This window comes from Vibrio sp. A1-b2 (genome assembly GCF_021726015.1).
In the GTDB taxonomy this organism is placed as follows: domain Bacteria; phylum Pseudomonadota; class Gammaproteobacteria; order Enterobacterales; family Vibrionaceae; genus Vibrio; species Vibrio diazotrophicus.
The window spans coordinates 64,253-89,192 of record NZ_JAKKCI010000009.1 but is presented as its reverse complement, the minus strand read 5'-3'; the positions used below and the strand labels follow the sequence as shown (position 1 = coordinate 89,192).

General features: G+C 43.0%; 19 protein-coding genes. 15 read left to right on the top strand and 4 right to left on the bottom strand.

Annotation, left to right across the window (positions count from 1 at the left end; all coding sequences use genetic code 11):
* Positions 1-600: 600 nt before the first annotated feature.
* Positions 601-1,827, top strand: a complete 1,227-nt coding sequence (locus L3V23_RS17165; RefSeq protein ID WP_237292668.1) for a diguanylate cyclase — start codon at positions 601-603, stop codon at positions 1,825-1,827.
* Between the two features lie 72 nt (positions 1,828-1,899).
* Here the strand turns inward: L3V23_RS17165 and L3V23_RS17160 are convergent, their stop codons facing one another.
* Positions 1,900-2,739 (bottom strand): DUF5718 family protein, encoded by an 840-nt coding sequence (locus L3V23_RS17160; RefSeq protein WP_237292641.1) that lies wholly within the window; start codon positions 2,737-2,739, stop codon positions 1,900-1,902.
* 15 nt (positions 2,740-2,754) lie between these two features.
* A complete protein-coding gene (locus L3V23_RS17155; RefSeq protein ID WP_102966601.1) occupies positions 2,755-3,399 on the bottom strand; it encodes a TetR family transcriptional regulator C-terminal domain-containing protein in 645 nt (214 codons plus the stop codon).
* A 261-nt stretch (positions 3,400-3,660) separates the two neighbouring features.
* On the opposite strand from L3V23_RS17155, the gene L3V23_RS17150 reads away from it, so the two are divergent.
* From L3V23_RS17150 to L3V23_RS17100, 11 genes are all read left to right on the top strand, one after another.
* Complete coding sequence (locus tag L3V23_RS17150) at positions 3,661-5,190, top strand: ABC transporter ATP-binding protein (RefSeq protein WP_102966602.1); 1,530 nt, start codon at positions 3,661-3,663, stop codon at positions 5,188-5,190.
* Complete coding sequence (locus L3V23_RS17145) at positions 5,183-6,289, top strand: ABC transporter permease (RefSeq protein WP_102966603.1); 1,107 nt, start codon at positions 5,183-5,185, stop codon at positions 6,287-6,289. The genes L3V23_RS17150 and L3V23_RS17145 overlap by 8 nt, the downstream gene beginning before the upstream one ends.
* Complete coding sequence (locus L3V23_RS17140) at positions 6,289-7,218, top strand: ABC transporter permease (RefSeq protein WP_102942098.1); 930 nt, start codon at positions 6,289-6,291, stop codon at positions 7,216-7,218. The genes L3V23_RS17145 and L3V23_RS17140 overlap by 1 nt, the downstream gene beginning before the upstream one ends.
* Positions 7,219-7,632: 414 nt before the next feature.
* Positions 7,633-8,709, top strand: a complete 1,077-nt coding sequence (locus L3V23_RS17135; RefSeq protein WP_102966604.1) for a BMP family ABC transporter substrate-binding protein — start codon at positions 7,633-7,635, stop codon at positions 8,707-8,709.
* Between the two features lie 160 nt (positions 8,710-8,869).
* On the top strand, positions 8,870-10,279 hold the full coding sequence (gene xdhA / locus L3V23_RS17130; RefSeq protein WP_102966605.1) for a xanthine dehydrogenase small subunit: 1,410 nt from the start codon (positions 8,870-8,872) through the stop codon (positions 10,277-10,279).
* Entirely contained in the window at positions 10,272-12,656 is a 2,385-nt protein-coding gene (xdhB, locus tag L3V23_RS17125; RefSeq protein ID WP_102966606.1) for a xanthine dehydrogenase molybdopterin binding subunit, read from the top strand. Before xdhA ends, xdhB begins: the two co-directional genes overlap by 8 nt.
* Complete coding sequence (gene xdhC, locus L3V23_RS17120) at positions 12,640-13,581, top strand: xanthine dehydrogenase accessory protein XdhC (protein WP_102966607.1); 942 nt, start codon at positions 12,640-12,642, stop codon at positions 13,579-13,581. Before xdhB ends, xdhC begins: the two co-directional genes overlap by 17 nt.
* The gene (gene uraD / locus L3V23_RS17115; protein WP_102966608.1) at positions 13,578-14,069 is read left to right on the top strand and encodes a 2-oxo-4-hydroxy-4-carboxy-5-ureidoimidazoline decarboxylase; all 492 of its coding nucleotides are present in this window, start codon (positions 13,578-13,580) and stop codon (positions 14,067-14,069) included. The genes xdhC and uraD overlap by 4 nt, the downstream gene beginning before the upstream one ends.
* Positions 14,066-14,389 carry a hydroxyisourate hydrolase gene (gene uraH, locus L3V23_RS17110; RefSeq protein WP_042482607.1) on the top strand — a complete coding sequence of 108 codons (324 nt, stop codon included), beginning with the start codon at positions 14,066-14,068 and terminating at the stop codon, positions 14,387-14,389. The genes uraD and uraH overlap by 4 nt, the downstream gene beginning before the upstream one ends.
* 1 nt (position 14,390) lies before the next feature.
* Positions 14,391-15,758 carry a guanine deaminase gene (gene guaD / locus L3V23_RS17105; RefSeq protein ID WP_237292639.1) on the top strand — a complete coding sequence of 456 codons (1,368 nt, stop codon included), beginning with the start codon at positions 14,391-14,393 and terminating at the stop codon, positions 15,756-15,758.
* The gene (locus tag L3V23_RS17100; RefSeq protein ID WP_237292637.1) at positions 15,704-16,966 is read left to right on the top strand and encodes a urate hydroxylase PuuD; all 1,263 of its coding nucleotides are present in this window, start codon (positions 15,704-15,706) and stop codon (positions 16,964-16,966) included. Before guaD ends, L3V23_RS17100 begins: the two co-directional genes overlap by 55 nt.
* Before the next feature lie 375 nt (positions 16,967-17,341).
* Here L3V23_RS17100 and L3V23_RS17095 read toward each other — a convergent pair whose 3' ends face one another.
* Positions 17,342-18,805, bottom strand: coding sequence for a hypothetical protein (locus L3V23_RS17095; RefSeq protein WP_237292635.1), 1,464 nt, complete (start codon positions 18,803-18,805; stop codon positions 17,342-17,344).
* A gap of 417 nt (positions 18,806-19,222) precedes the next feature.
* Here L3V23_RS17095 and L3V23_RS17090 point away from each other — a divergent pair, with 417 nt between their 5' ends.
* Both L3V23_RS17090 and nlpI read left to right on the top strand, forming a co-directional pair.
* The gene (locus L3V23_RS17090; protein WP_237292633.1) at positions 19,223-21,256 is read left to right on the top strand and encodes a methyl-accepting chemotaxis protein; all 2,034 of its coding nucleotides are present in this window, start codon (positions 19,223-19,225) and stop codon (positions 21,254-21,256) included.
* A gap of 400 nt (positions 21,257-21,656) precedes the next feature.
* The gene (gene nlpI / locus L3V23_RS17085; RefSeq protein ID WP_237292632.1) at positions 21,657-22,592 is read left to right on the top strand and encodes a lipoprotein NlpI; all 936 of its coding nucleotides are present in this window, start codon (positions 21,657-21,659) and stop codon (positions 22,590-22,592) included.
* Positions 22,593-22,757: 165 nt separating this feature from the next.
* Here the strand turns inward: nlpI and L3V23_RS17080 are convergent, their stop codons facing one another.
* Entirely contained in the window at positions 22,758-23,102 is a 345-nt protein-coding gene (locus tag L3V23_RS17080) for a DUF3316 domain-containing protein (RefSeq protein ID WP_102966612.1), read from the bottom strand.
* Between the two features lie 879 nt (positions 23,103-23,981).
* Here L3V23_RS17080 and L3V23_RS17075 point away from each other — a divergent pair.
* Positions 23,982-24,914 carry an alpha/beta hydrolase gene (locus tag L3V23_RS17075; protein WP_237292630.1) on the top strand — a complete coding sequence of 311 codons (933 nt, stop codon included), beginning with the start codon at positions 23,982-23,984 and terminating at the stop codon, positions 24,912-24,914.
* The last annotated feature ends 26 nt before the right edge of the window (positions 24,915-24,940 follow it).

Here is a 24,940-nt window from a genome sequence, read left to right as displayed (position 1 = left end):
CCTTGTCTAGTAACGTTAATTACATCGAATTTAATAATACTTTACTCACTAGATATCACCACGCCTAATGAAAAAAGTCTATGAGAAGATACTGTTATAGTTGCAAATCTCACGAATGAACTGGTCGGATATCATTTAAAAACAATAACAATACAGATTTTCTGTTCTTGAACCGTTATAAAAATGCCAAAAACAATCTCGGTTGTTCTATCTAAATTACGAATCCTGATGCTTATAAGAAGCTAAGGTAATCCACAATTTTTTTACGAGTTACTTCACAAATATTTGCTCAAACTGTATATTTCATTCACAGCAAAAATATTTTTTAGCCATCAATTGATGCATTTATATAAATAGAACTATAAATATATTTGTAGCCAAAAATATATTTTGCTAATTGGTAGTTTTCGTTTCGAAGACGTATGCCTAGAAGATAAGTTACACAGCTTTTCAATACTCTGGATACATAACTACGTGTCATATAACAAGAAAACAGATTTCATTTTTGCCCTAATTTCCATTGCTTTTTTTGCGATTGCCACTCCAATTTCAATAGCGATAAAAAATCATTATGTCAGTTTGGAGTCGAAAAAAGTGGAAATGGTTGTTGCAAACAACATCTCTCTTGTGCGTTCCAACTTTGAAGCGTCCATTTTTATGGATACTTTTCTTGCTGATAGTTTGGCAACCTTAATCACCATTGATCCGGATGCCGCATTTAAAAAATGGGATGTTGTCGCAAGCCAGCTTCTGAGCAAATCTCAACACGTACGAAATGTGACCGCTTCACCGAACAATATCATTACCTATATCTATCCACTCGAAGGTAACGAGTCAGCGTTAGGTGTTGACCTATCACGTATACCTGAACAGTACAAAGCCATCCAATTAGCAAAGCAAAAACAACACATTTATATCGATGGTCCAGTCAATCTAGTACAAGGTGGACAAGGCCTGATTGCTCGCTATCCGATTTATTCAGATTTCCCATACAACAAAGCCTATTGGGGCACCGTAAGTGTGGTTATTGATTACAACAAGTTACTGACGTACAGCGGTATTTACGACATTTTTGATGCTGAAGTTGCAATTAGAAACATCACAAACACCCCAAAAGTGCTCTATGGTGATATCGAAATCTTTGATAACCCAGACATTCAGCATTTCATCAATTTACCTTATGGACGTTGGCAATTAGCGGCTAAATATAAACTCAGTGACAGTGCTCATCTGACATTCATTGAAAGAACAATTTTATCAATGGCTCTTATCTCGGTGAGTCTTATCTATGCGTTATTTTTCTTAATTTATAAGAACTATAAAACCATTCATAAAGCTGCGATGCAGGATGAGTTAACTCATCTTCCAAACCGACGTTACATTAAGAAATTGCTCAAGAAAATGTCCACCAAAAAAGAGGGCAATAGCTTTTTTACCCTGTTAAGCGTTGATGTTAACGACTTTAAGTTAGTAAACGACAATTATGGTCATGATGTAGGCGATAGATTCTTGCAATTCATCAGCATAAAGCTCCAAGAAAATGTTCGCAGTACAGATACAGTAGCAAGAATTGGTGGTGATGAGTTCCTTGTTATTTTGAACAACATCTACCTTCCAGAGAAGGTCAACAGCGTTACCCAATCGATTAAAAACAAAATCGAAAGTGAATCATTTTTCCACAACAACAAAGAAATCAAGCCAAGCTTAAGTATTGGTTACGCGATTTATAACGATAAAAACATCGATATTGAAACGCTGATCACTAAAGCTGACCACGCTATGTATCTCAACAAAAACGCTAATGCGTTTTCTAAAACGAGCATTTAACCCTCATAGAAAAGCGGCTTACCTGCATCAGATAAGCCGTTCTAAATATTCACTTTGACCAAGTGAACTACTTTATTGGCACTCTTGCCATAACACCACGTGATTGCGTTTCAACTTCTGCACTTCTCCGCGCTCAACAAACGACTGAATCTCATCAACATCAATACGTGTAGAGTCATACAACACCGCGCAAACTTTGTCTTTTGCACCAAGTTGATGGCATTCACCAAATGGTGTGTAGCGAGAAGAACCAAGAGAGATCAAAATACGTTCGGGATAACCCGCCTGACCTAATAACTCTTGAATAGAATGCAAAGCACCTTCGTTTTTCTGTGCATTGCTCTGACTGACTAGCCACGCGATTAACTGCTCGTAACTGTAGCTGTAATCACCCAATGAAACATCATTACAGCACAGGTTCCACTGTTCATTTCTGCCAAGAAAGCTGCAAAAGCGATACTTATCCAAGTCAGAATTTTTGCTGAAGTCTGCAAGTGGAATGACTTTACTTGCAATACCTTTAGACGCTGCACCCCAGTTCTTCTTCTGAGCCAACTTATCTACCACTGCGTTGCGGTGAGTTGCATCATTAAACAAGGTCATCCCTTCAGCTTCAAAACCAAGCACTGACGTTCCCAAATATTTTACCTTGGCAATCAGAGCAATCTCAGGTTCCATTTGCACTTTAGCTGAGGGATTAGTAGGTAACATGAGAACGTCAAATGAGTACGGATTAACGTTGAGATAAGCATCACTAGCACCAGCGACATAAAACGGAAATAGAGCCTGCGGGCTTTGTGTATCAACGCTTCCCTGTAAACCCTTTTCTTCACCTGTTTGTTGCAGATGTCCTGCAAAATTTCCTGCTATTCCAATACCAAAGATAGGTATTTCAAACATTGGCTGGCTCAAGTTTCCCTCACTTCCTTATGACGTTGTTACCGCTAAACCGCGGATGATGATGTTAACCAAAAAATTCTCTGCATCTTCAAATTCGCTTTCTGACATAGACGAACCTTTGATCAACTGAATCTCAGTATCAAAATCTGCATAGAATTGGGTTGAACTCCAAATCAAAAACAGCAGATACAAAGGCTCGACTGGCCGAATCAATCCTTTATCCACCCATGTCTGAATTACCGATGATTTACCCGCGGTCCACTCCACCACTGGGAACTGGATTTCATCTCGAATATTCGGCGCTCCTTGAATGATCTCCTGAGCAAAGATCTTCGATTCCTGCGGATGTGTACGGCTATAGCGCATTTTGCCAACAATATAATTCCGTAAAACCGCCTCTGGCGACATATTGGCCGCGTCTTCTGAAAAACCTTCATTCCATAAATTTAAAATGTCTCTCAGCAGAGCCTTATAAAGCCCTGCTTTCGACTTGAAGTAGTACAGAATGTTCGCTTTGGGTAAGTTGATTCTGTCCGCTATCGCTTGAACCGACGTTCCTTTATATCCATGTTTTACAAATTCATCAGCCGCCGCTTGCAGGATTAGCGTTTCGTTACGCCTGCGTATTTCTCCAGAAATAGAACGCTTGTGATGCGCAAGTTCAGTATCCAAAAGAACTCCTTTCGATTTAGGCTTATATTTAAAGTAATCAATGGATAGCCTGTTGTTGTCAAGTATCTATTTTTTGCACCATTTTCAACACTCTGCACCAATATAAAGCGAAGCAAATGAGAGTTCTCAATGCGAAGCCTTACGCTTGTTGATGTTGAACACTTGGTCAGGTTTTTGCATTTGGCTTTTATAAATTCAATAGAAGAACAAATAATTAAACCAAAATAGCCATAAAAATAATTGGAAAGGAATCTGCTCAACATGGACACACCACTACTCGAGCTGTGGAACATCAGTAAGTTCTTCCCCGGCGTCGTGGCCAATGACAAAGTAAATTTAAAACTCCATCAAGGAGAGATCCTTGCTCTGCTAGGGGAAAACGGCGCAGGAAAATCAACGCTAGTAAAAATGATATATGGCGTTAATAGCCCAAGTGAAGGCGCTATTATGTGGAATAACCACGAAGTCACGATCAACTCGCCAAACCAAGCAAGAGCGATGGGTATCGGCATGGTGTTTCAACACTTTTCCGTTTTTGAAACACTCACCGTACTGGAAAACATTCAACTGGGTTTGGATAAGGAATTTCTCAACTCAGTTTCGGATTTACGCAAACTTATCATCGCCAAAAGTGAACAATACAAACTGCATGTAGACCCAGACAGATATGTACACAGTCTGAGTATCGGAGAAAGGCAACGTGTTGAAATTCTTCGCTGCTTGATTCAGGACGTTAAGCTTTTAATCCTCGATGAGCCTACGTCAGTGCTTGCGCCTCAAGAAATCGAAGGCTTATTTGAAGTGCTGAACCAGCTTTCCAGCGAAGGTTGCGCCATTTTATTCATCAGCCACAAGCTTAAGGAAGTCACCTCTTTATGCCATCGCGCAGTGATTTTGCGTGGCGGAAAAGTTACAGGTGAATGTGACCCGAGCCAAGAGACGCCAAACTCGATTGCGCGAATGATGGTGGGTGATGAAACCCAGCTATCGGAAAGCTACCCCAAAACCGAAACCAGCGATGTCATTCTGCAAACAAACAATCTGACACTCTCTCCTTCTCACCCTTTCGGTTGTGGTCTAGAGAAAGTAAATCTGCAACTCCGCGCTGGCGAAATTTTCGGCCTCGCAGGTGTGGCTGGTAACGGTCAGGAAGATTTGCTTGCGGTCCTCAGTGGTGAAGACACACGTAGCATCGCTGAAAGTATTCAGTGGCAGGATATCAACATCGGGGATTGGGACGCAGGTAAACGACGCGAGCTTGGCCTTGCTTATGTTCCAGCAAACCGCCTTGGCCAGGGAGCCGTTCCCGAAATGAGTTTAGAAGAAAACACCCTACTCACTCACTCTCGTGCTCTGAGCTCTCGTGGTGTCATTAACTTTCCTAAGCTCAAACAACTTGCCAAGCAGCTTATCAGCAACAACCAAGTGAAATGCCGCAATGAAAACTCTCAAGCTAAGAGCCTTTCAGGCGGTAATTTACAGAAGTTTATTATGGGACGTGAAGTCGCTCAGCAACCCAAAGTTATTATTTGTGCACATCCAACATGGGGCGTGGACATCGGCGCTGCGAGTGCCATTCACCGTCAGCTTATCGCATTGCGTGATGCTGGCACAGCGGTTCTGGTTGTCTCTGAAGATATCGACGAACTGTTTATTCTGTGTGACCGCCTAGCCGCAATTTATGAAGGCCAAGTGTCAGATGCAGTCAAAACCAGCAATACCTCTATCGATCAAATTGGGGAATGGATAGCCGGTGGTTTCGTTTCTCATGTGGAGGTCGCAAATGCTTAAGGTTCAACCTCGTTTAGAAAGCTCTAAACTGATGTCTTGGCTTTCTCCATTCATCGCTGTAGCACTCACTATGGTTGTCTCCAGTCTGATGTTTGTCTGGTTAGATGTTGACCCGCTCAAAGCCTTTCAAGTGTTTGTCATCATGCCATTTTCTGACAGCTACAACTTAGGCGAGCTGCTGGTCAAATCCGCACCTCTGATGTTATGTGCGATTGGTTTGGCACTGTGTTACCGCGCAAACATGTGGAACATCGGCGCTGAAGGCCAACTCTTAATCGGTGCAGTAGCCAGTAGTGCCGTAGCGGTAACTGCTACTGACGATTCCGGCTTTGGTACCTTCCTGCTAACCGTTGGTGCTGGTGTTATCGCGGGGGCATTATGGGCAGGTATTCCTACTTGGTTAAACCGTCGTTTTCACACCAACATTATTCTTACCACCATCATGCTTAACTACATTGGCTTGTATATTCTGCTTTGGGCGGTGCATGGCCCGTTGCGTGATCCTTCAGGCTTTGGTTTTCCTGAATCGTCCATGTTTGTCGATGCGGTCATGATGTCACCTCTGACGGAATCTGGACGAGCAACCATGTCAATTGTGATTGCGGTGATCGTCGCAATAGCAGCAGGATTAATGCTGTTCAAAACATTGCCCGGTTTTAAGTTACGAGTAATGGGTTCAGAGCGTGCAGCCGCAAAATACGCAGGTTTTTCAGAAAACAAATTGGTCTGGGGCGTAATGTTATTCGCGGGTGCAATGGCAGGACTTGCCGGCGCTGCTGAAGTGATGGGCCCAATTGGTCAGCTAGTTCCTTCGGTGTCTCCCGGTTATGGCTATGCGGCGATTATTGTCGCTTATCTTGGTCGCTTGAATCCAATAGGCGTGATTATCGCTGCCCTGTTTATGGGCGCTCTTTACATGGGAAGTGACCTTGCACAAATTGAACTTAACCTGCCAACAGCAGTCACTGGTTTGTTCCAAGGCACTTTGCTCTTCTTCTTATTAGCGTGTGATTTTTTAATCTACTACCGATTCGTGCCGAATCGTGCTTTAAGCAAGAAAACCGCTAGTTCACTGGTTAATGAGAAAGGAGCCGCATAATGGATGCAATGCTAATTCAGTCGCTGTTTATCGCGGCACTAAAGACAGGTACCCCTTTGCTTATCATCGCTTTGGGCGAGTTAATTTGTGAGAAGACTGGGGTACTTAACCTTGGTCAGGAAGGCATGATGCTGATGGGTGCAATGGCCGGTTTTGCTGGTGCTATGGTCTCGGGCAGCTTGCTCGTCGGCGTCTTGGTTGCCATGTTCGCAGGTATGATGATGGCTTGGTTATTTGGTGTATTAACGCTCACACTTAGCTCAAATCAGGTAGCAACCGGCTTGGCTCTAACTATCTTTGGCACAGGGCTTAGTGCGTTCTTAGGCGGAAGCTTAGTTGGCAGCACCATTCAAGGGTTTAAGCCAATCGCGATTCCCTTACTCAGTGATATTCCATTCTTTGGTCCGTTGCTGTTTAACCATGACATCTTGGTGTACGCGAGTTTTATTCTTGTCGGCACAGCTTGGTGGACGCTGCACAAAACACGTATTGGTCTTGTTATTCGCGCTGTGGGTGAAAACCCGCACTCGGCGAACGCATTAGGTATTAAAGTGATTAAAGTTCGTTACATGGTCACATTGCTTGGCGGAGCATTGGCTGGTCTTGCGGGAGCTTACATGTCGTTATCGTATACACCGATGTGGATGGAAAACATGACCGCGGGACGCGGATGGATCGCGTTAGCACTGGTTGTGTTTGCTTCATGGCGCATTGGTTATCTGGTGTTGGGTGCATACTTATTCGGTTTTACTTCCATCATGCATTTGATGATGCAGGGAGCAGGAATCGACATCTCTCCTAACCTGCTCGCGATGACCCCTTATGTAGCAACGGTCGTTGTCATGGTTTTACTGAGCTCAAATGAGTTGCGCCAGAAACTGGCAACGCCAATGAGTTTAGGCAAACCGTTTGACCCTAAACGTCAATAACAACAGATACAAATCAGCCCGCTATTGCGGGCTTTTTGTTTGGTATATCGCTGCATTTGTTCGAAAAGGCTTCTCTATTTAGCTGCATTTACCCAAGCTTTTCAGCCCACACTTACGCATCAAAATGGTGCATTTTGTATACATGTAAGCACCATTGTAAAACATCCACTTAAAGTTAAATTCCCATCAGTGTCTATACTGACTGTATACAATATATCTAACCCCTTTGTGCACAATGCTTACAAGCCCATTCTAAAATAATTATTCAAAACACGACCAGTTGGTCAACTTTTTGCTAACAATCTCGTATCACGAATTTTTGCAAGCAACTCCCTATCAATACACTTTTGCGAGCAAAAATGGACAACCAAATAGCTATCTTAAAATAGCGATATCTTTGAAATGGAGAATTTCATGAAAATAAATCAGTGGATGACGGTTGCAGCACTTTCAGTGTCTGCAGTGTTTTCAACTTCTACCCTTGCGGAAGATCCGATGAAAGTCGGTTTTGTATACGTGGGTCCTGTTGGCGATCACGGTTGGAGCTATGAGCACGACCAAGGCCGTCTGGAAATGGAAAAACACTTCAACGGCAAAGTGCAAACTACTTTCGTGGAAAACGTACCAGAAGGTGCGGATGCAGAGCGCGTTATCACTCAGCTCGCCAAGTCAGGCAATGAAGTTATCTTCACAACGTCATTCGGCTTTATGAACCCAACCGCGAAAGCAGCTAAACGCTTCCCTAAAGTAACGTTTGAACACGCGACAGGTTACAAAATGGATAAAAACCTAGGTACTTACGTACTTCGTACTTACGAAGGTCGTTATGTATCTGGTGTTGCAGCGGGTATGGCAACAAAATCAAACACGCTTGGCTACATTGCAACGTTCCCAATCCCTGAAGTTATTCGTGATATCAACGCCGTTTATCTTGGCGCGAAAAGCGTAAACCCAGATATCAAACTAAAAATCGTTTGGGTGAACACTTGGTACGATCCAGGTAAAGAATCGGATGCTGCGAACGCACTTATGGATCAAGGCGCAGACATTATTCTTCAACACACTGACAGCCCAGCACCACTGATTGCAGCTGAAAAACGCGGCATGATGGCTATTGGTCAAGCCTCTGATATGAGCCACTTTGCACCGAAAGCTCACATGTTCTCTGTACGTGACCATTGGGCACCACATTACATCAAAACTGTGCAAGCGGTTATGGACGGTAATTGGAAACCAGAAGACTACTGGGGTGGTCTAAAAGATGAGTTGCTACAAATTGTTGCTATCAACCCTAGCCTTCCTGAAGAGATCAAAACTGCAATTTCTGACACAGAAGCGAAGATCATTTCAGGCGATATCGTTCCATTTACAGGGCCTATGAAAGACAACCAAGGCAAGGAAGTTATACCAGCAGGTCACTCTTTAACAGACAAAGAGCTAGCAGCATTGAACTGGTACGTTGAAGGTATCGACGCAAAAATTCCTAATTAATCACGTCGGGACTCGTCTGCTAGCTCACAGCCGACGAGTCTTTTTTTAACCCAATAGTTGACCAGTTGGACAAGTTTAATAACAAAAACCCGTACTCATTGAAGCAAGGAAGCGCAGAAAGTAAGGCTAAAGCTACAATTAGAAAGGGAGAGAGGAAGTTATGTTAGAGCTAATGATTAATAGCGAGGTCGTCAAAGTGGCGTCTGCCAAAGCAGATACCATGCTGCTGAACTACCTGCGCGAACAAAAGCAGATGACGGGCTCTAAAGAAGGATGCGCAAGCGGCGACTGCGGAGCTTGTACTGTCGTTATAGTCAGCTTAGAGGGTGATAACGTCAATTATCGCCAAATAAACGCCTGTATCACGCCAATCCACTCACTGCATGGCAAACAAGTCGTTACGGTAGAACACCTGAAACAGGGCAACCAACTCCACCCTGTTCAACAAATAGTGGTAGATAAACACGGTACACAATGTGGCTTCTGCACACCGGGTTTTGTGATGTCGTTGTACGCACTTTCCAAACAAACCGAAAAACCACAACACCCTGCCGATTTCTTAGCAGGTAACTTATGCCGTTGTACGGGTTATGGTCCGCTGATTGAAGCCGCCAACACCATTGCAACCACTGAAATTGAAGATCCACTCAGCGCTGAAATCGAAAGCGTTAAAGCATGGATGAAATCTGTTCAGCCACTCGAAAGTGCTCAGTATATTAAGCCAACCACTCGTCAAGCTCTGGCAAAAGCACGCGCTGAACATCCGAATGCAAAACTGATCGCTGGCGGTACTGACTTGTCGCTGGAAGTCACGCAACAACTGAAATCCATTCCCGAACTGATTGATATTTCACACGTTGATGACCTGCTTGGTATTACCGAAACCACCTCCGGCTGGCGAGTTGGCGCTGCGGTACCGATGAACATTGTTCATGAATTTATGAAGAAACACTTCCCAACCACGGATGAAGTGATTGAACGTTTGGGCAGTTTGACCATTCGCCACCGAGCAACACTTGGCGGAAGCCTTGGTCACGCCTCTCCTATTGGTGATATTGCACCACTATTGATGAGTCTTCAGGGCAAAATTGAACTGGATGATGGCGTAAACAAAACCCTTTATGCACCAGAAGATTACATTACTGGCTATCGCGAAACCTTAATTAAACCGAATCAGTGGATCAGTGCGATTCACCTACCGCGTTTAGCACCAAACCAGCTTCATGCCATCTACAAAGTCAGTAAGCGTTACGAGGACGACATTGCTACCGTAACTCTGGCTATCAACATGACAATCGGTTCAGACAAACGCGTTAAGAGCTGCATTATTTCAGCAGGCGGTGTGGCCGCTAAATCTGTACGTTTATTTGAACTGGAAGAAGTCTTTGTCGGTCATTCACTCACCCAACCTATCGTGAACAAAGCACGTCAAAAGGTTACTCAGGTGATTCATCCGTTAAGTGACGTTCGCGGCTCTGCGGAGTATCGGGTAAAACTGGTACAAAACCTGCTGCAACGCTTTTACCTAGAATCACAGCAAGTTGAAACAAGGTTGGTGCAACATGCGTAAATTAACTTCCGTTTTTAAACAAACTGCTGTTGATAAACAAACACCTGCTCAACAATCGGCAACTGGTGTTGTAGGCAACCCCTACAAACATGAAAGTGCGGATAAACAAGTCAGTGGCGAAGCCCTGTTTGTTGATGATTATGTAACTCCAAGAAACTGCCTTCATGCTGCGGTTGTGATTTCATCGATTGCCAAAGGTAAAATTACCAAGCTGGATCTTTCTTCTGTTGAGAATGCCGAAGGTGTGGTTAAGGTTTTTACTGCGGATGCGATTCCCGGTGAGAAAGACATTGGTACTATTTTCAAAGGCGACCCACTGCTGGCTTTGGACAATGAAATTCGCTATTTCGGTCAGCCTATCGCGCTAGTATTGGCAACCACTCACGACCAAGCATGGAAAGCCGCGCGTTTAGCTTCTGTTGAATACCAACAAGATGAAGTTGTGCTAAGCCACGAAAACGCCAGTGAGCTGCTCCCTTCGCACCAAATGGGCAAACACATTGAACAGAACGTGTTTGATAATGCGGATATCGCCATAGACAGCGATATGCACGTCGGCGGTCAGGAGCATTTTTATCTGGAAGGACAAGTCAGCCTTGCAGAAATCACCGAGGATGGCGGAATTTTTGTACGTTCATCAACGCAAAACCCTTCTGAAATTCAAAAACTGATAGCTGAAGTTTTGCATGTTGATTTCAACCGAGTCACCGTTGATATGCGACGCATGGGTGGTGGCTTTGGTGGTAAAGAAAGCCAAGCGGCACAATGGGCATGTTTAGCCTCATTAGGGGCTTATCACACAAAACGAGCCGTTAAAATACGCCTGCCTCGCGGTATTGATATGACGGCGACAGGTAAACGTCACCCGTTCTACAACCGCTACCAAATCGCGGCGAACAAACAAGGTGAAATCATCGCAGCGGATATCCAAGTAAAGGGTATTTGTGGTCACTCCCCTGACTTGTCTGATGCGATTGTCGATCGCGCAATGTTCCATGCTGACAACGCTTATTTCCTTGGTAAAGCATGCATTGAAGGTAATCGCCTTAAAACAGACATGGTTTCTCATACAGCTTATCGTGGATTCGGTGGTCCTCAAGGGATGATCGTGATCGAAAAAGCGATGGAAGAGCTGGCGCTAACCGTCAAACAAGACCCACTCGATATTCGCCTTAAAAATCTCTACCGCGCTGGTAAAAATGTAACTCCTTATGGCATGCAGGTGGACCAATACGACGCCATGCTTGAAATCATGAAGCAGCTTGAACAAAGCAGTGACTATCGTGCTCGCCGTGAACAGGTAAATCAATGGAACAAAAGCCATTCTGTATTAAAGAAAGGCTTGTCGTTAACACCGATTAAATTCGGTATTTCGTTTACTGCAACGCACCTCAACCAGGCCGGCGCACTTATCCACGTGTATACAGACGGAACTATGCAGGTTTCTCATGGCGGTACCGAAATGGGTCAAGGTCTGCATACCAAAATTCAGCAAATCGTCGCACAAACTTTTGGCGTGAGCTTAGACAAGGTGCTGGTTACCTCTACCCGCACCGACAAAGTTCCCAACACCTCGCCAACTGCAGCATCTTCTGGTGCCGACTTGAATGGCATGGCAGCGCACATAGCAGCATTAGAGATTAAACAGCGTTTGCTGGAATTTGCTCGTAGCCACTACAAAGTAGAAGACGTCGATATCGTTAACGGTGAACTAGTGGGTGTGAATGAAACCGTCACATGGGCTCAGTTGGTACAAAAAGCTTATATGGCACGTGTATCTCTTTCTGCAACCGGCTTTTACCAAACACCAAAAATTGGTTACGACAGAAAAACCGCGACGGGTCATCCTTTCTTCTACTTCTCATTAGGCGCGTCCTGTTCAGAAGTTACCATCGACACACTAACCGGCGAAATGCGTGTTGATCGCGTGGATATTCTGCACGATGTGGGCAACAGCTTAAACCCAGCCATCGACCGAGGTCAGATTGAAGGCGCATTTGTGCAAGGTTTGGGATGGCTGACCACTGAAGAACTTGTGTGGCATGAAGACGGTCGCCTGCTCAGTAACAGCCCGATGAACTACAAGATCCCGACGATTGGTGACTATCCAAAACAGATGCACATTGATTTGTATGAAAAAGCCAACCCAGAGCACAGCATTTATCGCTCGAAAGCGGTGGGTGAACCGCCTTTTATGCATGCAATCAGCGTTTGGTGTGCAACCTATGATGCAGTGGCTTCTATCAGTGGTCACAAACATGCGCCGCACTTGCATGCCCCTGCTACCGGAGAAACCATTTTGGGAGCGTGTGAAGAGCAGCTTCAATGGCTTGAACACAATGTTGTGAAGGAGACCGAAGATGCCGTCACACCATAATCCTCAAAGTTTTGAGCAGTTCAATGTTGATCAGTTCAATAATAATGGACTGCTCAACAACCCAAGCATGCACTGGCTGAAAGCGTGTCAGATGCTTGAACAGCAAGGCGAAGCTTATTGCATCGCAACTGTGGTTGCCTACGTTGGCTCGGTACCGAGATCAAGCGGTGCAAAAATGGTGATTACGCAAGCGTGCCAGTTCGACACGCTAGGCGGTGGGAACCTTGAGTTTCAAGTTATCGCTCAGGCTCGTGAAGGATTAGCTTCTCATCAAAGCCAAGTGGCCATTGAACGTTTCTCCCTTTCGGCGGATCTCGGGCAATGCTGTGGCGGCGCGGTTCAGGTGATGTTCGAGTATTTCCATACTCAAACACCTCAGGTGGTTATCTTTGGCGCTGGGCACGTATGCCAAGCATTAACTACAGTGTTAAATGAGTTGCCTTGTCAGTTGACTGTGGTTGATAGCCGACACGAATGGCTTGCGCCTCTACAGGACATAGGCATCAAGGTTGAACTGCTGGAAAATCCAATTGAAGCGTTAGGCCAACTACCTAACAACGCGTATGTCATTGTGATGACTCAAGATCATGGGCTCGACTTTGAAATTACTCGTTTGGCACTGGAAGAAAACCGCTTCGCGTTTGTCGGTCTTATCGGCTCACAAGGTAAAAAACAGCGCTTTGAATTCCGTTTGAAAGAACAGCTCACCGACGCTGATCTCATTCATAACCTCACCTGCCCGATTGGTCATCCGGATGTGAAAGGCAAATTGCCAATGCAGGTTGCTGTTTCAGTGGCGGCTCAACTGATTGGTTTGTTCAGTGAACAAGAAGCCAACACCATTAACCGTGAAAGCAACAGCGAAGAAGTGCAATGGAAGCAGGCAAATGAAGCTCGTAAGGTTTTGAAGGAAGAAAAGCAATGACAGCAGTACGAACGAGCTTGGAACTCGATGATCAAGCACTGAACAAAATCTGCACCAGTCAGAAATGGGTATCGTTGGTGAAAGCACAAATGCCTTTTGGTAGTCCTTCTGAGCTCAAAAACGCTGCAGAGGAAGCGTTTGCAGAACTTGAAGAACAAGATTGGCTGGAGGCGTTCGCTGGTCACCCAATGATTGGTGATATCTCTACACTGCAAAAGAAATACGCGCAGGGAAAATCGTTAAGTGAAAAAGAACAAGGTGGCGTAAAAGGCGCCTCCAATGAAACCTTGCAAAAACTGCTTTCACTCAACAAAGAATACGCAGAGAAATTCGGTTTTATCTTCATCGTATGCGCTACAAACAAAAGCGCAGATGAAATGCTCAGCATGTTAAAAGCGCGCATCAACCACACTCGAGGACAAGAGTTGCAACAAGCCGCAATAGAACAACAAAAAATCAGTCAGATAAGAATGGAAGCTTATTTATGAACAAACTCAGTTGCCATGTACTGGACACCGCTAATGGTCATCCCGCTGCAAATATCGTTGTAAAACTTTATCGCTTGGGCAGTTTCGATTGCCTTGCTGAGGAAACCACAAACGAAGATGGTCGTGCCGTTTTTGAAGGCATTACGCTTGATAAACATAACTTTACTTTGCGCTTTCTCGTTCAGCCTTACTGTGAAGAACAATTCGGAGCGTCTTTCTTCCCAATGATCGATGTGCATTTCACCGTGAGCGACGACAGAAACTACCACATACCGCTACTTCTTTCGCCCTACTCATACTCCAGCTATCGAGGTAGTTAGTATGACGTTAAAGGTACATAGAGGAAGCTTACTCCACTTCCCAAAAGTGACATCGTCACCGTCTGAGAACTATCAGTATTGGAATGACGGCGTGCTTGTGGAGGAAAATGGGCGTATTACCCATGTAGGAGATGCCAAAGAATTCTTTTCAATCTCAGCTAATAAAGCGTTGTTGATTCAAGGACATGTGACTCAGCATCACGGGCTGCTTATTCCGGGGATGATTGATGCCCATGTGCATTTCCCTCAAATAGAGATGATTGCCAGCTATGGTAAGCAACTGTTGGATTGGTTAAACACATATACTTTTCCAACAGAGCTAATGTTCGCTAATCAAGACTACTGTAATGCTCAGGCAGAGTTCTTCATCAAGCAACTTTTTGCTCATGGCACAACCACAGCCAGCGTATTTGCCACCGTTCATCCGCAGTCGGTTAACGCGCTTTTTGCCGCAGCGGAACGACATGATGCGCGGATGATATGCGGCAAAATAATGATGGATCGTTTCTGTCCTGACGAGCTGCAAGATACGCCGGAATCCGGCTATCGAGACAGCAAAGAGCTGATTGAACGCTGGCACAAAAATGGGCGTGCACTGTACGCGATTACCCCTCGCTTTGCGCCAACCAGCACACCAGAGCAACTAGCTAAAACCGGACAACTTGCCAAAGAACATCCGGACACTTTCATTCAGACCCATTTGAGTGAAAACCACGGTGAAATGGCGTGGGTAAAAGATCTTTTCCCTGAAGACAACGATTACCTAGCCGTGTATGAGCGCTACAACCTTGTGCGCGACCGCGCCCTGTTTGGGCATGCTCTGCATCTCAATGACCGAGAGTTTAAGTCTTTAGCGGCAAACGGCGCTTCTATTGCCTTCTGCCCTTCATCGAATCTGTTTTTAGGTAGTGGCTTGTTTGACTATCGAAAAGCAAAAGAGGCTGGAATCCCAGTCGCTATCGCCAGTGATGTCGGTGCTGGCACCAGTTTGAGTCTGCTGCGCAACCAAAGTGATGCTTACAAAGTTTGTCAGCTGCAGGGCGTGAGCTTAGATGCGTTTGAATCTCTCTATCTCTGCACTCAGGGAGCTGCGGCAGCCATGGGGCTCGACCACCTCATCGGCAATTTTAATATCGGCACTGAAGCCGATTTCGTAGAACTCGATCTCACAGCATTTCCGATGCTCAAACAGCGCATTTTGCGTTGTCAGGAATTGTCAGAGCAGCTTTTCGCTTTGGTCACAATGGGTGACGAGCGAGTGATCGAGAAAACCTATGTTCATGGAAATTTAGTTTATCAAAAGGATGTGATGTTATGTGGCCACAACTCTACGAATGGATTGCGTTATTTATCAAATGGTTCCATGTAATCTGCGGTGTTGCATGGATTGGCGCAAGTTTCTATTTCACTTGGTTAGATAACTCTTTAGAAACGCCGCCAAAGTGGAAACAGGACAAAGGAATCAAAGGCGATCTTTGGGCGATCCACGGTGGGGGCTTCTATGAAGTCGCCAAATATCAAGTTGGCCCAGAACAAATACCTGAAAAGCTACACTGGTTTAAATGGGAAGCCTACTCCACTTGGCTGACAGGCACTGCGTTGTTAATTTGGATGTACTACTTCAACGCGCAAGCTTACCTTATTGACCCTCGTGTTATGGAACTGAGCACGCTTCAAGCTGTGAGTTTAGGAATAGGAACTATCTTTCTTGGCGTGGTTGTGTACGAAGGATTAATGCGTTCTCCATTGAACCGTTCAACACCTCTGTTTATTGGCGTGTTAGTGCTATTCGGCGCACTATTCTTCTATGCTTTCGCCCATATGTTCAGTGGCCGTGGAGCTTTCATTCACATGGGTGCGCTGATCGGTTCGATAATGGTGAACAACGTTTTCCATAAGATCATTCCTGGCCAACACAAAATGGTAAAACAAGTGGCCGCCGGTGAACCTGTAGATCCAGCTCCGGGCTTAGAAGGCAAACGCCGTTCTATCCACAACAACTACTTCACGCTGCCTATCATCTTTTTGATGATCAGTAACCACTATCCGATGATTTACCAGCACGCACAAAGCTGGTTAATTGGGCTTTTAATTATGCTTATCAGTGCTTGCATTCGCCATTACTTCAACCTCAAGCACTCTGGTCAGTCAAAACCGAGCGTGATGTATGTTGGTGCTGGCGCTATGTTTGCACTGGCAGTTGCCATTAGTTGGCAAGCGACATCACAGCTACACGCACCAAAAGTGGTTGCGGTACAAGGTTCTGAATCTGCGTTTACGGAAACAGTGGCGACTGCTTCCGTAGAAGCTGCACCTCAACTCACAGAACAGCAGCACTCAGCGTTAGGCATTATTGAAGCTCGCTGCAGCCAGTGCCACAGTTCAACACCTACAGATGATGTGTTTAAAGTGGCACCAAGTGGCGCGGTATTCGATACATGGCAAGATGTAGAACGTTGGAAATCCCGCATTATTGCTCGCGCTGTCGTCAGTGGCGATATGCCGTTCCTCAATAAAACAGAAATGACCGACGATGAACGCCAAGAGCTGAATAAAATACTCAGCGCCGGCGAGTAACCGAAAGACCACCAGCGCAATGCTGGTGGTCTTTTATTCCTTCTGAAAATGTAGACATCACAACCGCTTTTTCTTCTATTTCTTCTATCGCGCTTAAAATCGTTTAGTAAGCCGTACTCGCATCGATAACATCGTTAGCAAAGCAAGCCAACCTCACTGAACCCGCACTGTTGCATATTAAGAGTGAGCAAGATATAACCTAAAACTCGTCTTACATTTCCAGCAAAATAACGAATGAGAGAATGATATGGGATAAATAAATTGCCATTTGTCCTAGGAAATAAAGCAGCTGATAGCCCGCATAGAAAATGCCAGTCATTCACCTTAACCTCTCCCAAGTAACTGAAAAATATCTATTTTTAATGTATTCAGTCGCTATTTAAGCACCCCCATATCTTTTAGTTTCAAGATCGAATCAACCAAGCTTTTGGCTGGGGTTCCTTCATCATGTTTCTTATCAAGAGTCGTGGATGCATTAAATGATATTGCTTTAATTGCTTCAGACAGTAGTTCTTTTAATAGCTTGTCATCATTGTCTGATAGCTCTTCAATTTGCTGCTTAAAGCCTTGATAAGATTTAGCCAATGCTTCCTTATGAGCATACTCTTCATGTAAACGGCTAAACTCATTTCTTCGTTTTGATACGAACAGTGCAAACCAAACGATAGGAACTATTACAGGTAACTTACGTATCAAACTTTTAGAAATACTAACCCAATCGGTCGAGCTTTCCATAAAAGATATTGTGAATGGTGAAAAAGATAAATCTTTGATTAACAACAATAATCCAGCCGCAACAAGAGCTACCATGCTCCCATAAAACAGCAGACTGTAAGTCTTTATCGGACCTTTACAACCTTTTTTTAAGTCATGATACGCACTAGCTAAACCAGCACTGGCAGCCCCAGGTAATAATTTTTCTATTTGTTCGTTTAAGGCTTTATATCTTTGCTCTTGCTTATCTCTAAATACGTCCAGCTTAGTTTGTCTATCGGTGATCTCACTTAGCAATCCTCCAGTCACCTCTCCATTTTCGTCTTCTACTCCATGCACCTTTTTATATACATCGTAGAGAAACTCTGTTTCTTTACGGACTTCCACCAAATCTTCATTAATCGATTTTCGATCTTTTTTAGCGTCCTCTAGAGCTTTGGTAATACTTGCTTCTATTGAACTATCACCACCATGTTCTTCAAGCAATTCCTTTTTATATAAATCGAAATTTTCTTTGGTAGATTCTAGATGTTGAGTCAGTGAGCTAATTTGATCTCGAAGATTACCTTCACCCTCAAATAGTTCCTCCTCATACTCTGATATCCTATTTTTTGCGGAGTTTGTTATCGTAAGTGATTCTTCTACCTCTTTCTTTATAGAGTTGATCTCACTATTCAACTCAGATAGTTTCTTTAGATATTGTTCTAGTTGGTTATCTATAGATTTCTGATAAGCATTTAGAGAGGCACTCATTGATTTGGCTTGATTCCCCTTAACTTGCATATATGGTCGTAGATATGAAAGAAGGTTATCGAGATGATTATTTGCGTTTCTAATGTGACCAATGTTCTTATTACTTTTGTAAGCATTGATTTGCTTCCAACACTCTTGACACTGAGCTCCAAAATTATCCCAAGTTGATAAAGGAATTAGCTCAGGGTCACATCCATCAAGTAGCTCATTTAAATAAGTAACGGCTTTTACCAGTCTCGCTATCTCTTGAACATCTACAGCAATTGTTTTGTCAAATGCTTCTGGTTCTTCATCTACATACTCCAAAATCTGGTTCCAGATCTGCCTAAACGCATGATTTTCAAAGTTACTGACCCAACGACTACCGTTCATCACCTAGCTCTCTAATATTTATTAATGTTGATTGATAATACTTGCGTTTTTATATATTTGCACCTAAACGCATAGCTGTAGACTTGCTTAACTTAAAATATGTCTCGGCCGAAAATGTGTTTACACATTGAGGACGAATTATAACTACTTCACATAATTTCTACGTTAAACGCACCCAGCGTGATTACACACTAGGCTTTAAATTGCAGGTTGTTGCTACTCAGTCATAAATCTATATTAGATGTTTGAATAGGGATATTAACTCCTTTCTTTACGTGTTCTCTCTAATTAATCGTAAGCCTTTTACATGCTCTTGGTTGGATTCAAATTTGCGCATATGCAACGGTGAACTACACTAAATCTTAACGGAAAGTGCCACTTTAGTGTGGTCAACATTTATTTCTTTAAGAGGTTAGTATGAGACTTCATTCGATTCGATTAAAAATGATGTTGCCCATTATCTTGCTCACTGTGCTAGTGATTTCAATTTTTGTCTTTATGCAGGTCATCATCAAGATAGAAGATCGGGCGATGGAGAAACAAACCAAGTCCTACTTTGAAGCCATAGCAGTCGTGCTCAATGCGGATCGGGATATCTATCAAGCGCGTTTAGCTCAGGCAGAGATGCTCTCGGACTACGGAGACAAACAACAGCAACAAAAAGACTTCGATGAGAATGCGCAACAAGTCTATGATCGCTTCCAAAGTTTCCGCAAGTATCTGGTCGATGAACCAGAATTAGTAGAGCCTTTTAATAACTTTGACGCCCTCTACGATGATTGGCTTCAAAGCAGCAAAAATGTTTCTTCTATCTATGTTGCAAGCCAGTTCGTGAATGATCGTTTGGCTGATATCGATAAAGATTTCTTTACCATGCGTAATTTACTCGATCAGGCAGAGGCGAAGCTTCGCACCCATGCGTCAGACTGGAGTAAAGATAATACCGACCGTCAGATACTTAAACGCTACCTCGATGCGCTGGCAGAAGTGCTCAATGCTGACCGCGATTTATATCAAGCACGTTTAGCTCAGCAAAAGTTTGTCACTGGTATTGGTGATGCAGAGAAAAACCTCAACGATTTCCAAGAAAACGCTCTCCAAGCAAACAACCGTTTTCAATCTTACAGAACCTTGATGTCTCCCGAACCTGAATTTGTTACTCCCTATGAACAATTTGACGACCTTTTTTCAGGCTGGTTTAAAGAGAGTTCAGATCTCATGGATTCTGATGAAATAAAAATAGCTGGCAGTCAGAAAGACGTTTTATCCGCTACCGACGAGAAGTTTGAGCGCATTAGAGACGTGCTCGATAAAGCCGGAGAAGCGGTAAAGAATCAGGGTCGGATAAAAGAACAGGAGACGGCTCAGGAGATTCAACGTTATCAACAAGTCACCATTGGTATAGTCGTCATCGGTTTTCTGATTGCGTTCTTGATCAGCTACTACATACCGAAAAACATTACGAAAAATGTAAACAATATCTCGCAACGAATTCGTGAAATCTCAGAGGGTGATGGTGATTTGACAGCGCGAATCAACTCTAATGCAAAAGATGAGTTGGGAGATTTGGCGCAAGAGTTCGATACCTTCGTTGGAAATCTGCAAACGATAATGAAGACTATCCAATCAAAAAGTTCAGCATTGGGTGACTCGACTCATCGCTTGGAGGCTGTAGCTAACTCAGTTAGTAATATCACGCAAAAATTAGTGGAATCGAGCGATTCCATTGTTAGTGCTGCCAGCGAAATGTCGATGGCGAATGCGCAGATGGCGGATGTCGCAGCCAATACGTCTGATGAATCCACATCCGCAGCCGAGCACATTGACCGTGGCCGAGATGTAGTGACGTCTTCTCACGCCAGTATTGATTCACTTGTCGACAATATTGATGTGACGATGACCAAAGCCGAAGAGCTAGAGAAAAACTCAGAGGCCATCTCATCTGTTCTCGAAGTCATTCGTGGGATTGCCGAACAAACCAACCTACTCGCCTTGAATGCTGCAATTGAAGCTGCACGTGCAGGCGAATTTGGACGAGGCTTTGCAGTTGTCGCCGATGAAGTTCGCAAACTTGCAACTCAGACAGGTGAAAGTACCAACCAGATTGAGAAGATGATTAGCCAATTGACCGACAGCGTTTCTGACGCGTTTACCGCAATCAAGCTAAGTAAAGACAACGCCAACAGCGCAGTGAGTAATTTTGACAGCGTTATTCAGGTATTCGATGCGCTGAACAATTCTCTCAGTTCAGTACGAGATTTGTCCGAGCAGACCGCACTGGCTACACAAGAACAATCCAGCGTCTCCAATGAGATCAATCAAAATCTAATCTCAATGAAAGACCAAACTGACGGAGTTGACCGAGCTTCTAAAGAGATTCGCCAACAGTTTAACGACCTCAATAGTGTATACATTGAGCTGAACAACCAAGTGTCGAAGTTTAGAGTTTGAGTAAGTTCCATCGAGCAAAACAATCGAAATTTGGCAGATTAACTACTCTGCACATATACACGTCTTTTAATGTCTCATTACTGGTCGCTGTCGCTGCTTAGCAAAAAGTGACCGTTAAGGAACGTTTAGGTGGACAGATAAGCCACCTAAACGACTGTGCTAACGACAATGAATCTACCCTACACTTTTAGCAATCTGCACAATATCTAGCGATATCAGTCACTTAAAATATTTTCTTTAATTTCATATTGTTAGGTGTCCTTTTTAAGTTCAGAAACCCAGGAACTGTGATTGCACTAATGATTAAACACTCAACAGTTGACTATCTGGTTACTTTTTGTGCTATAAAGGTGCCGAAGTTACTTCCAACGGGTATGCGGAAGTAAAAAGGAGTAGATTTATGTTTAAACAGTTCGGCTTTTTGTGTGTAAGTATTGTTGCTATTGCTGGGTGTAATCCGGTCAGTTCAGTCGATACACCTGTTAATACAGCAAGTACTGCCCAGCAAGAGAGCTATCCTGCAATGGCAGTACCTTTACAGCCGAATGCATTAGCAGAAAACAATATCGCAGAGCTGACCCAACTCCTGTCTGGAGACAAAGTTAAGGCTGCCGATAAAGCCCAGATATACCTAGATCGTGGTCGTTCTTACGACAGTATGGGCCTACGAGACCTTGCCAGAATGGATTATTTTAAGTCATTAGAAATTAATCCAAGACAAGCCGATGTTTATAACTTACTTGGTATGTACTACACGCAAATCGGTAAGTTTGATACGGCCTATCAAGCTTTCGATTCAACCATCGAACTTGACCCTTCAAATTTAGGTGCCGTATTTAACCGAGCAGTTGCTCAGTACTATGGAAAAAGACCAGATCTCGCGTTAGAAGACATGAAAACTTACTACGAAAGTAATCCAAGTGATCCTTTCAGCGCATTGTGGCTCTATATTATTGAATCTGAGTCAGATAAAAACGCCGCTCTTACCCGACTAAAATCGACTTATGAAAATAAAACTGACCAATGGGAATGGATGCTGGTAGGCGTTATATTAAATCAGGTAAATGAAGAGGATATCTCAAACTATATCGTCAACAGCACCGCGAACAATACAGTAATGGCTCAAAAATTCACCGAGGCTTACTTTTATTTAGGTAAAAGCTACATGGCTAATGGTGATATTAAAAGAGCACTATGTGTATATAAACTTGCTTTATCACTAAATGTATTTAACTACAGTGAACATAGCTATGCTTTATTAGAGCTGGATAGAATTTCTGACCAGTTTAAATCTGCAAGAAAAAACGACAAACAAGAGAATTTTGTTTATCGTTAATGTATATCGATAAAATTACCCACAATAAATACTGAAAAGGTGATTAACTACAATCACCTTTTATTTCAGCATAGCAATCAAACAACTCATGCTTAACCATAACTTACTCATCGATATAGATGTAACTATATTCTCTGTATTAAACAGAGTTGAGATAAAAATTAATTAATTATCTGAAATTGCTTCGTAGTTGTAATCGACTTCTACAATCGCACGATATTGCATGGTGTCTCTGCTTGCAGGGAACTCCTCAATTTTGACTTGTGCACTTTCAACTACCATAGTGCCACCGATTACAGTATCTCCGGTCGTATTTAGTTTCCATCGTAAATCGCTATCGCTTGCCGTTTCTAGCGCCTCATACATGTTAAAACCAGCATCGATTGCTTCTTGTTTGGAAGCGAACGAATCGGAATACAGAGTTGCATCTCTATGGATTGTTTCACGGGGCCCTGCTGTAGCGGTAAACGCAACTAGCATAGAGCATGCTAAGGTGATTAACGCTTTCATAATATTTCCTTACAATGAACTAACCAATGAAAGTATCGTAAGTAGTATTGGTACTTGCTTTACCTTCCTATTACCAAGAAATTTAGCAACTTATAAGCAATATAAATAATTTCTATGGTAAACGTAAGCCAAGGTATTTCTGGTCATACACTTACACTTTAGTATTACTATGATTTAGATCAAGTTTTATAATATAATTTCTCGTAAAACAAAGTAAATCAGTTAATAAAATATTAACATACAATATTACTTATAAGCATAATGACAAATTAAGTCATTAATAAACATAATGTTAGGTATAAAAACATATAAACACACTACAACATGAAAAATAAATATATAATTAACAAACACATGCATTCAATAATTTAAATTTCTTTTATTATTATGAAGTTACAGATTATTTTTTAAATAACTACTTAAAATACTTTTAGAATTAAATTATTTTCCTTTAATAATCAACTATTAATTCTTATTACAATCTTATTCTAACGACTCACTAATTTTGATTGTTACTTTTTTATACTACTAATAACTTAATATTATATAAGTGGTCGCCGAACAGAAGCCGTTACTCACACACATAAACACTATAAGGACGTGTTAGATATTTAACCATAACCTATTGATATAAAACTCATAAGCTACTTACATAGGTATTTTCTCTAGTAAAAACAGCGATTGTTCAATACGCAATGACTCAGGTATCTTCCCTATCACTTCATTGCCCCTTCCCTACAAAGGCTTAGTAGTATTTATACTTGTTGATTCCAAAAAAAACAGTTGTTGTGTGTGTGTTTTTAAAAACATCTCACTGTACAAATACACAGTAAAAATGCACAATTGAAGCCTAACATATGAAACAAGTCGGTGGCTTAGATGATGAATCAACTAGAAAAAGGAATAAGAGAACTTGTTGAAGCTTTTATTGCAGACGGAAAACCTTGCCCCTCGGCACATGACATTGAAAATCGAAGAGCTGGCTACCTTTCCAGTACGATTCTATCGGGTAGCAGCCCTGAGATGTTTGACGAGTTCGTCGATCAACTCAACGGTATCACTTTGAAAGTTTACAAACCGAGCAACGATGAAGGATTGCCGATTACCATCTATTTTCATGGTGGTTGTTTTATCAGTGGTGGATTCAAAACACACGAACAACAACTCAGACAGATAGCCAAGTTGTCACACAGTATCGTAATTTGTATTCAATATCGTTTAGCGCCTGAAAACGTTTATCCAGCTGCACACGATGATGTTTACAACGCAGTAGTGGCGATAAAAGAGTTAGCAACTCAGTACGGTGGCAATACCAGTAACATCGTCTTTGTTGGTGATAGTGCTGGTGGACAATTAGCATTAACCACGACTTTACGCTTAAAGCAAAATCAAAAATGGCTACCGAAGAAACAAATTTTGCTTTACCCGATGCTTGATCCTTTCGGCAAGTCACAGAGCTATGTTCAAAACGGTACTGACTACATCATCACAGCGAATATGCTGCTTTCTGGTTTCTCTATGTACACGGGTGAAATGGATAAAGGCTCAATCAACACCAATCCAGATCTCCATCCTTTAGCGTGCGCCGAGTTAAATGGATTACCGCCAACGTATATCATCACCGCAGAATTCGATCCATTGCGGGATGAAGGTGAACAACTGTATAAGCAGTTGTTGGATTCCGGAGTTGAGGCATATTGTGAAAGATACTTAGGTGTGATACATGGTTTTCATCAGTTGTCGGGCGTAAGTGAGAGTGCCAAACGTTGCTTGCATCGTATTTCCGAAGATATTAGGGCTACATGCGATTAATACCAGACTCATCATTTCAACGGTCT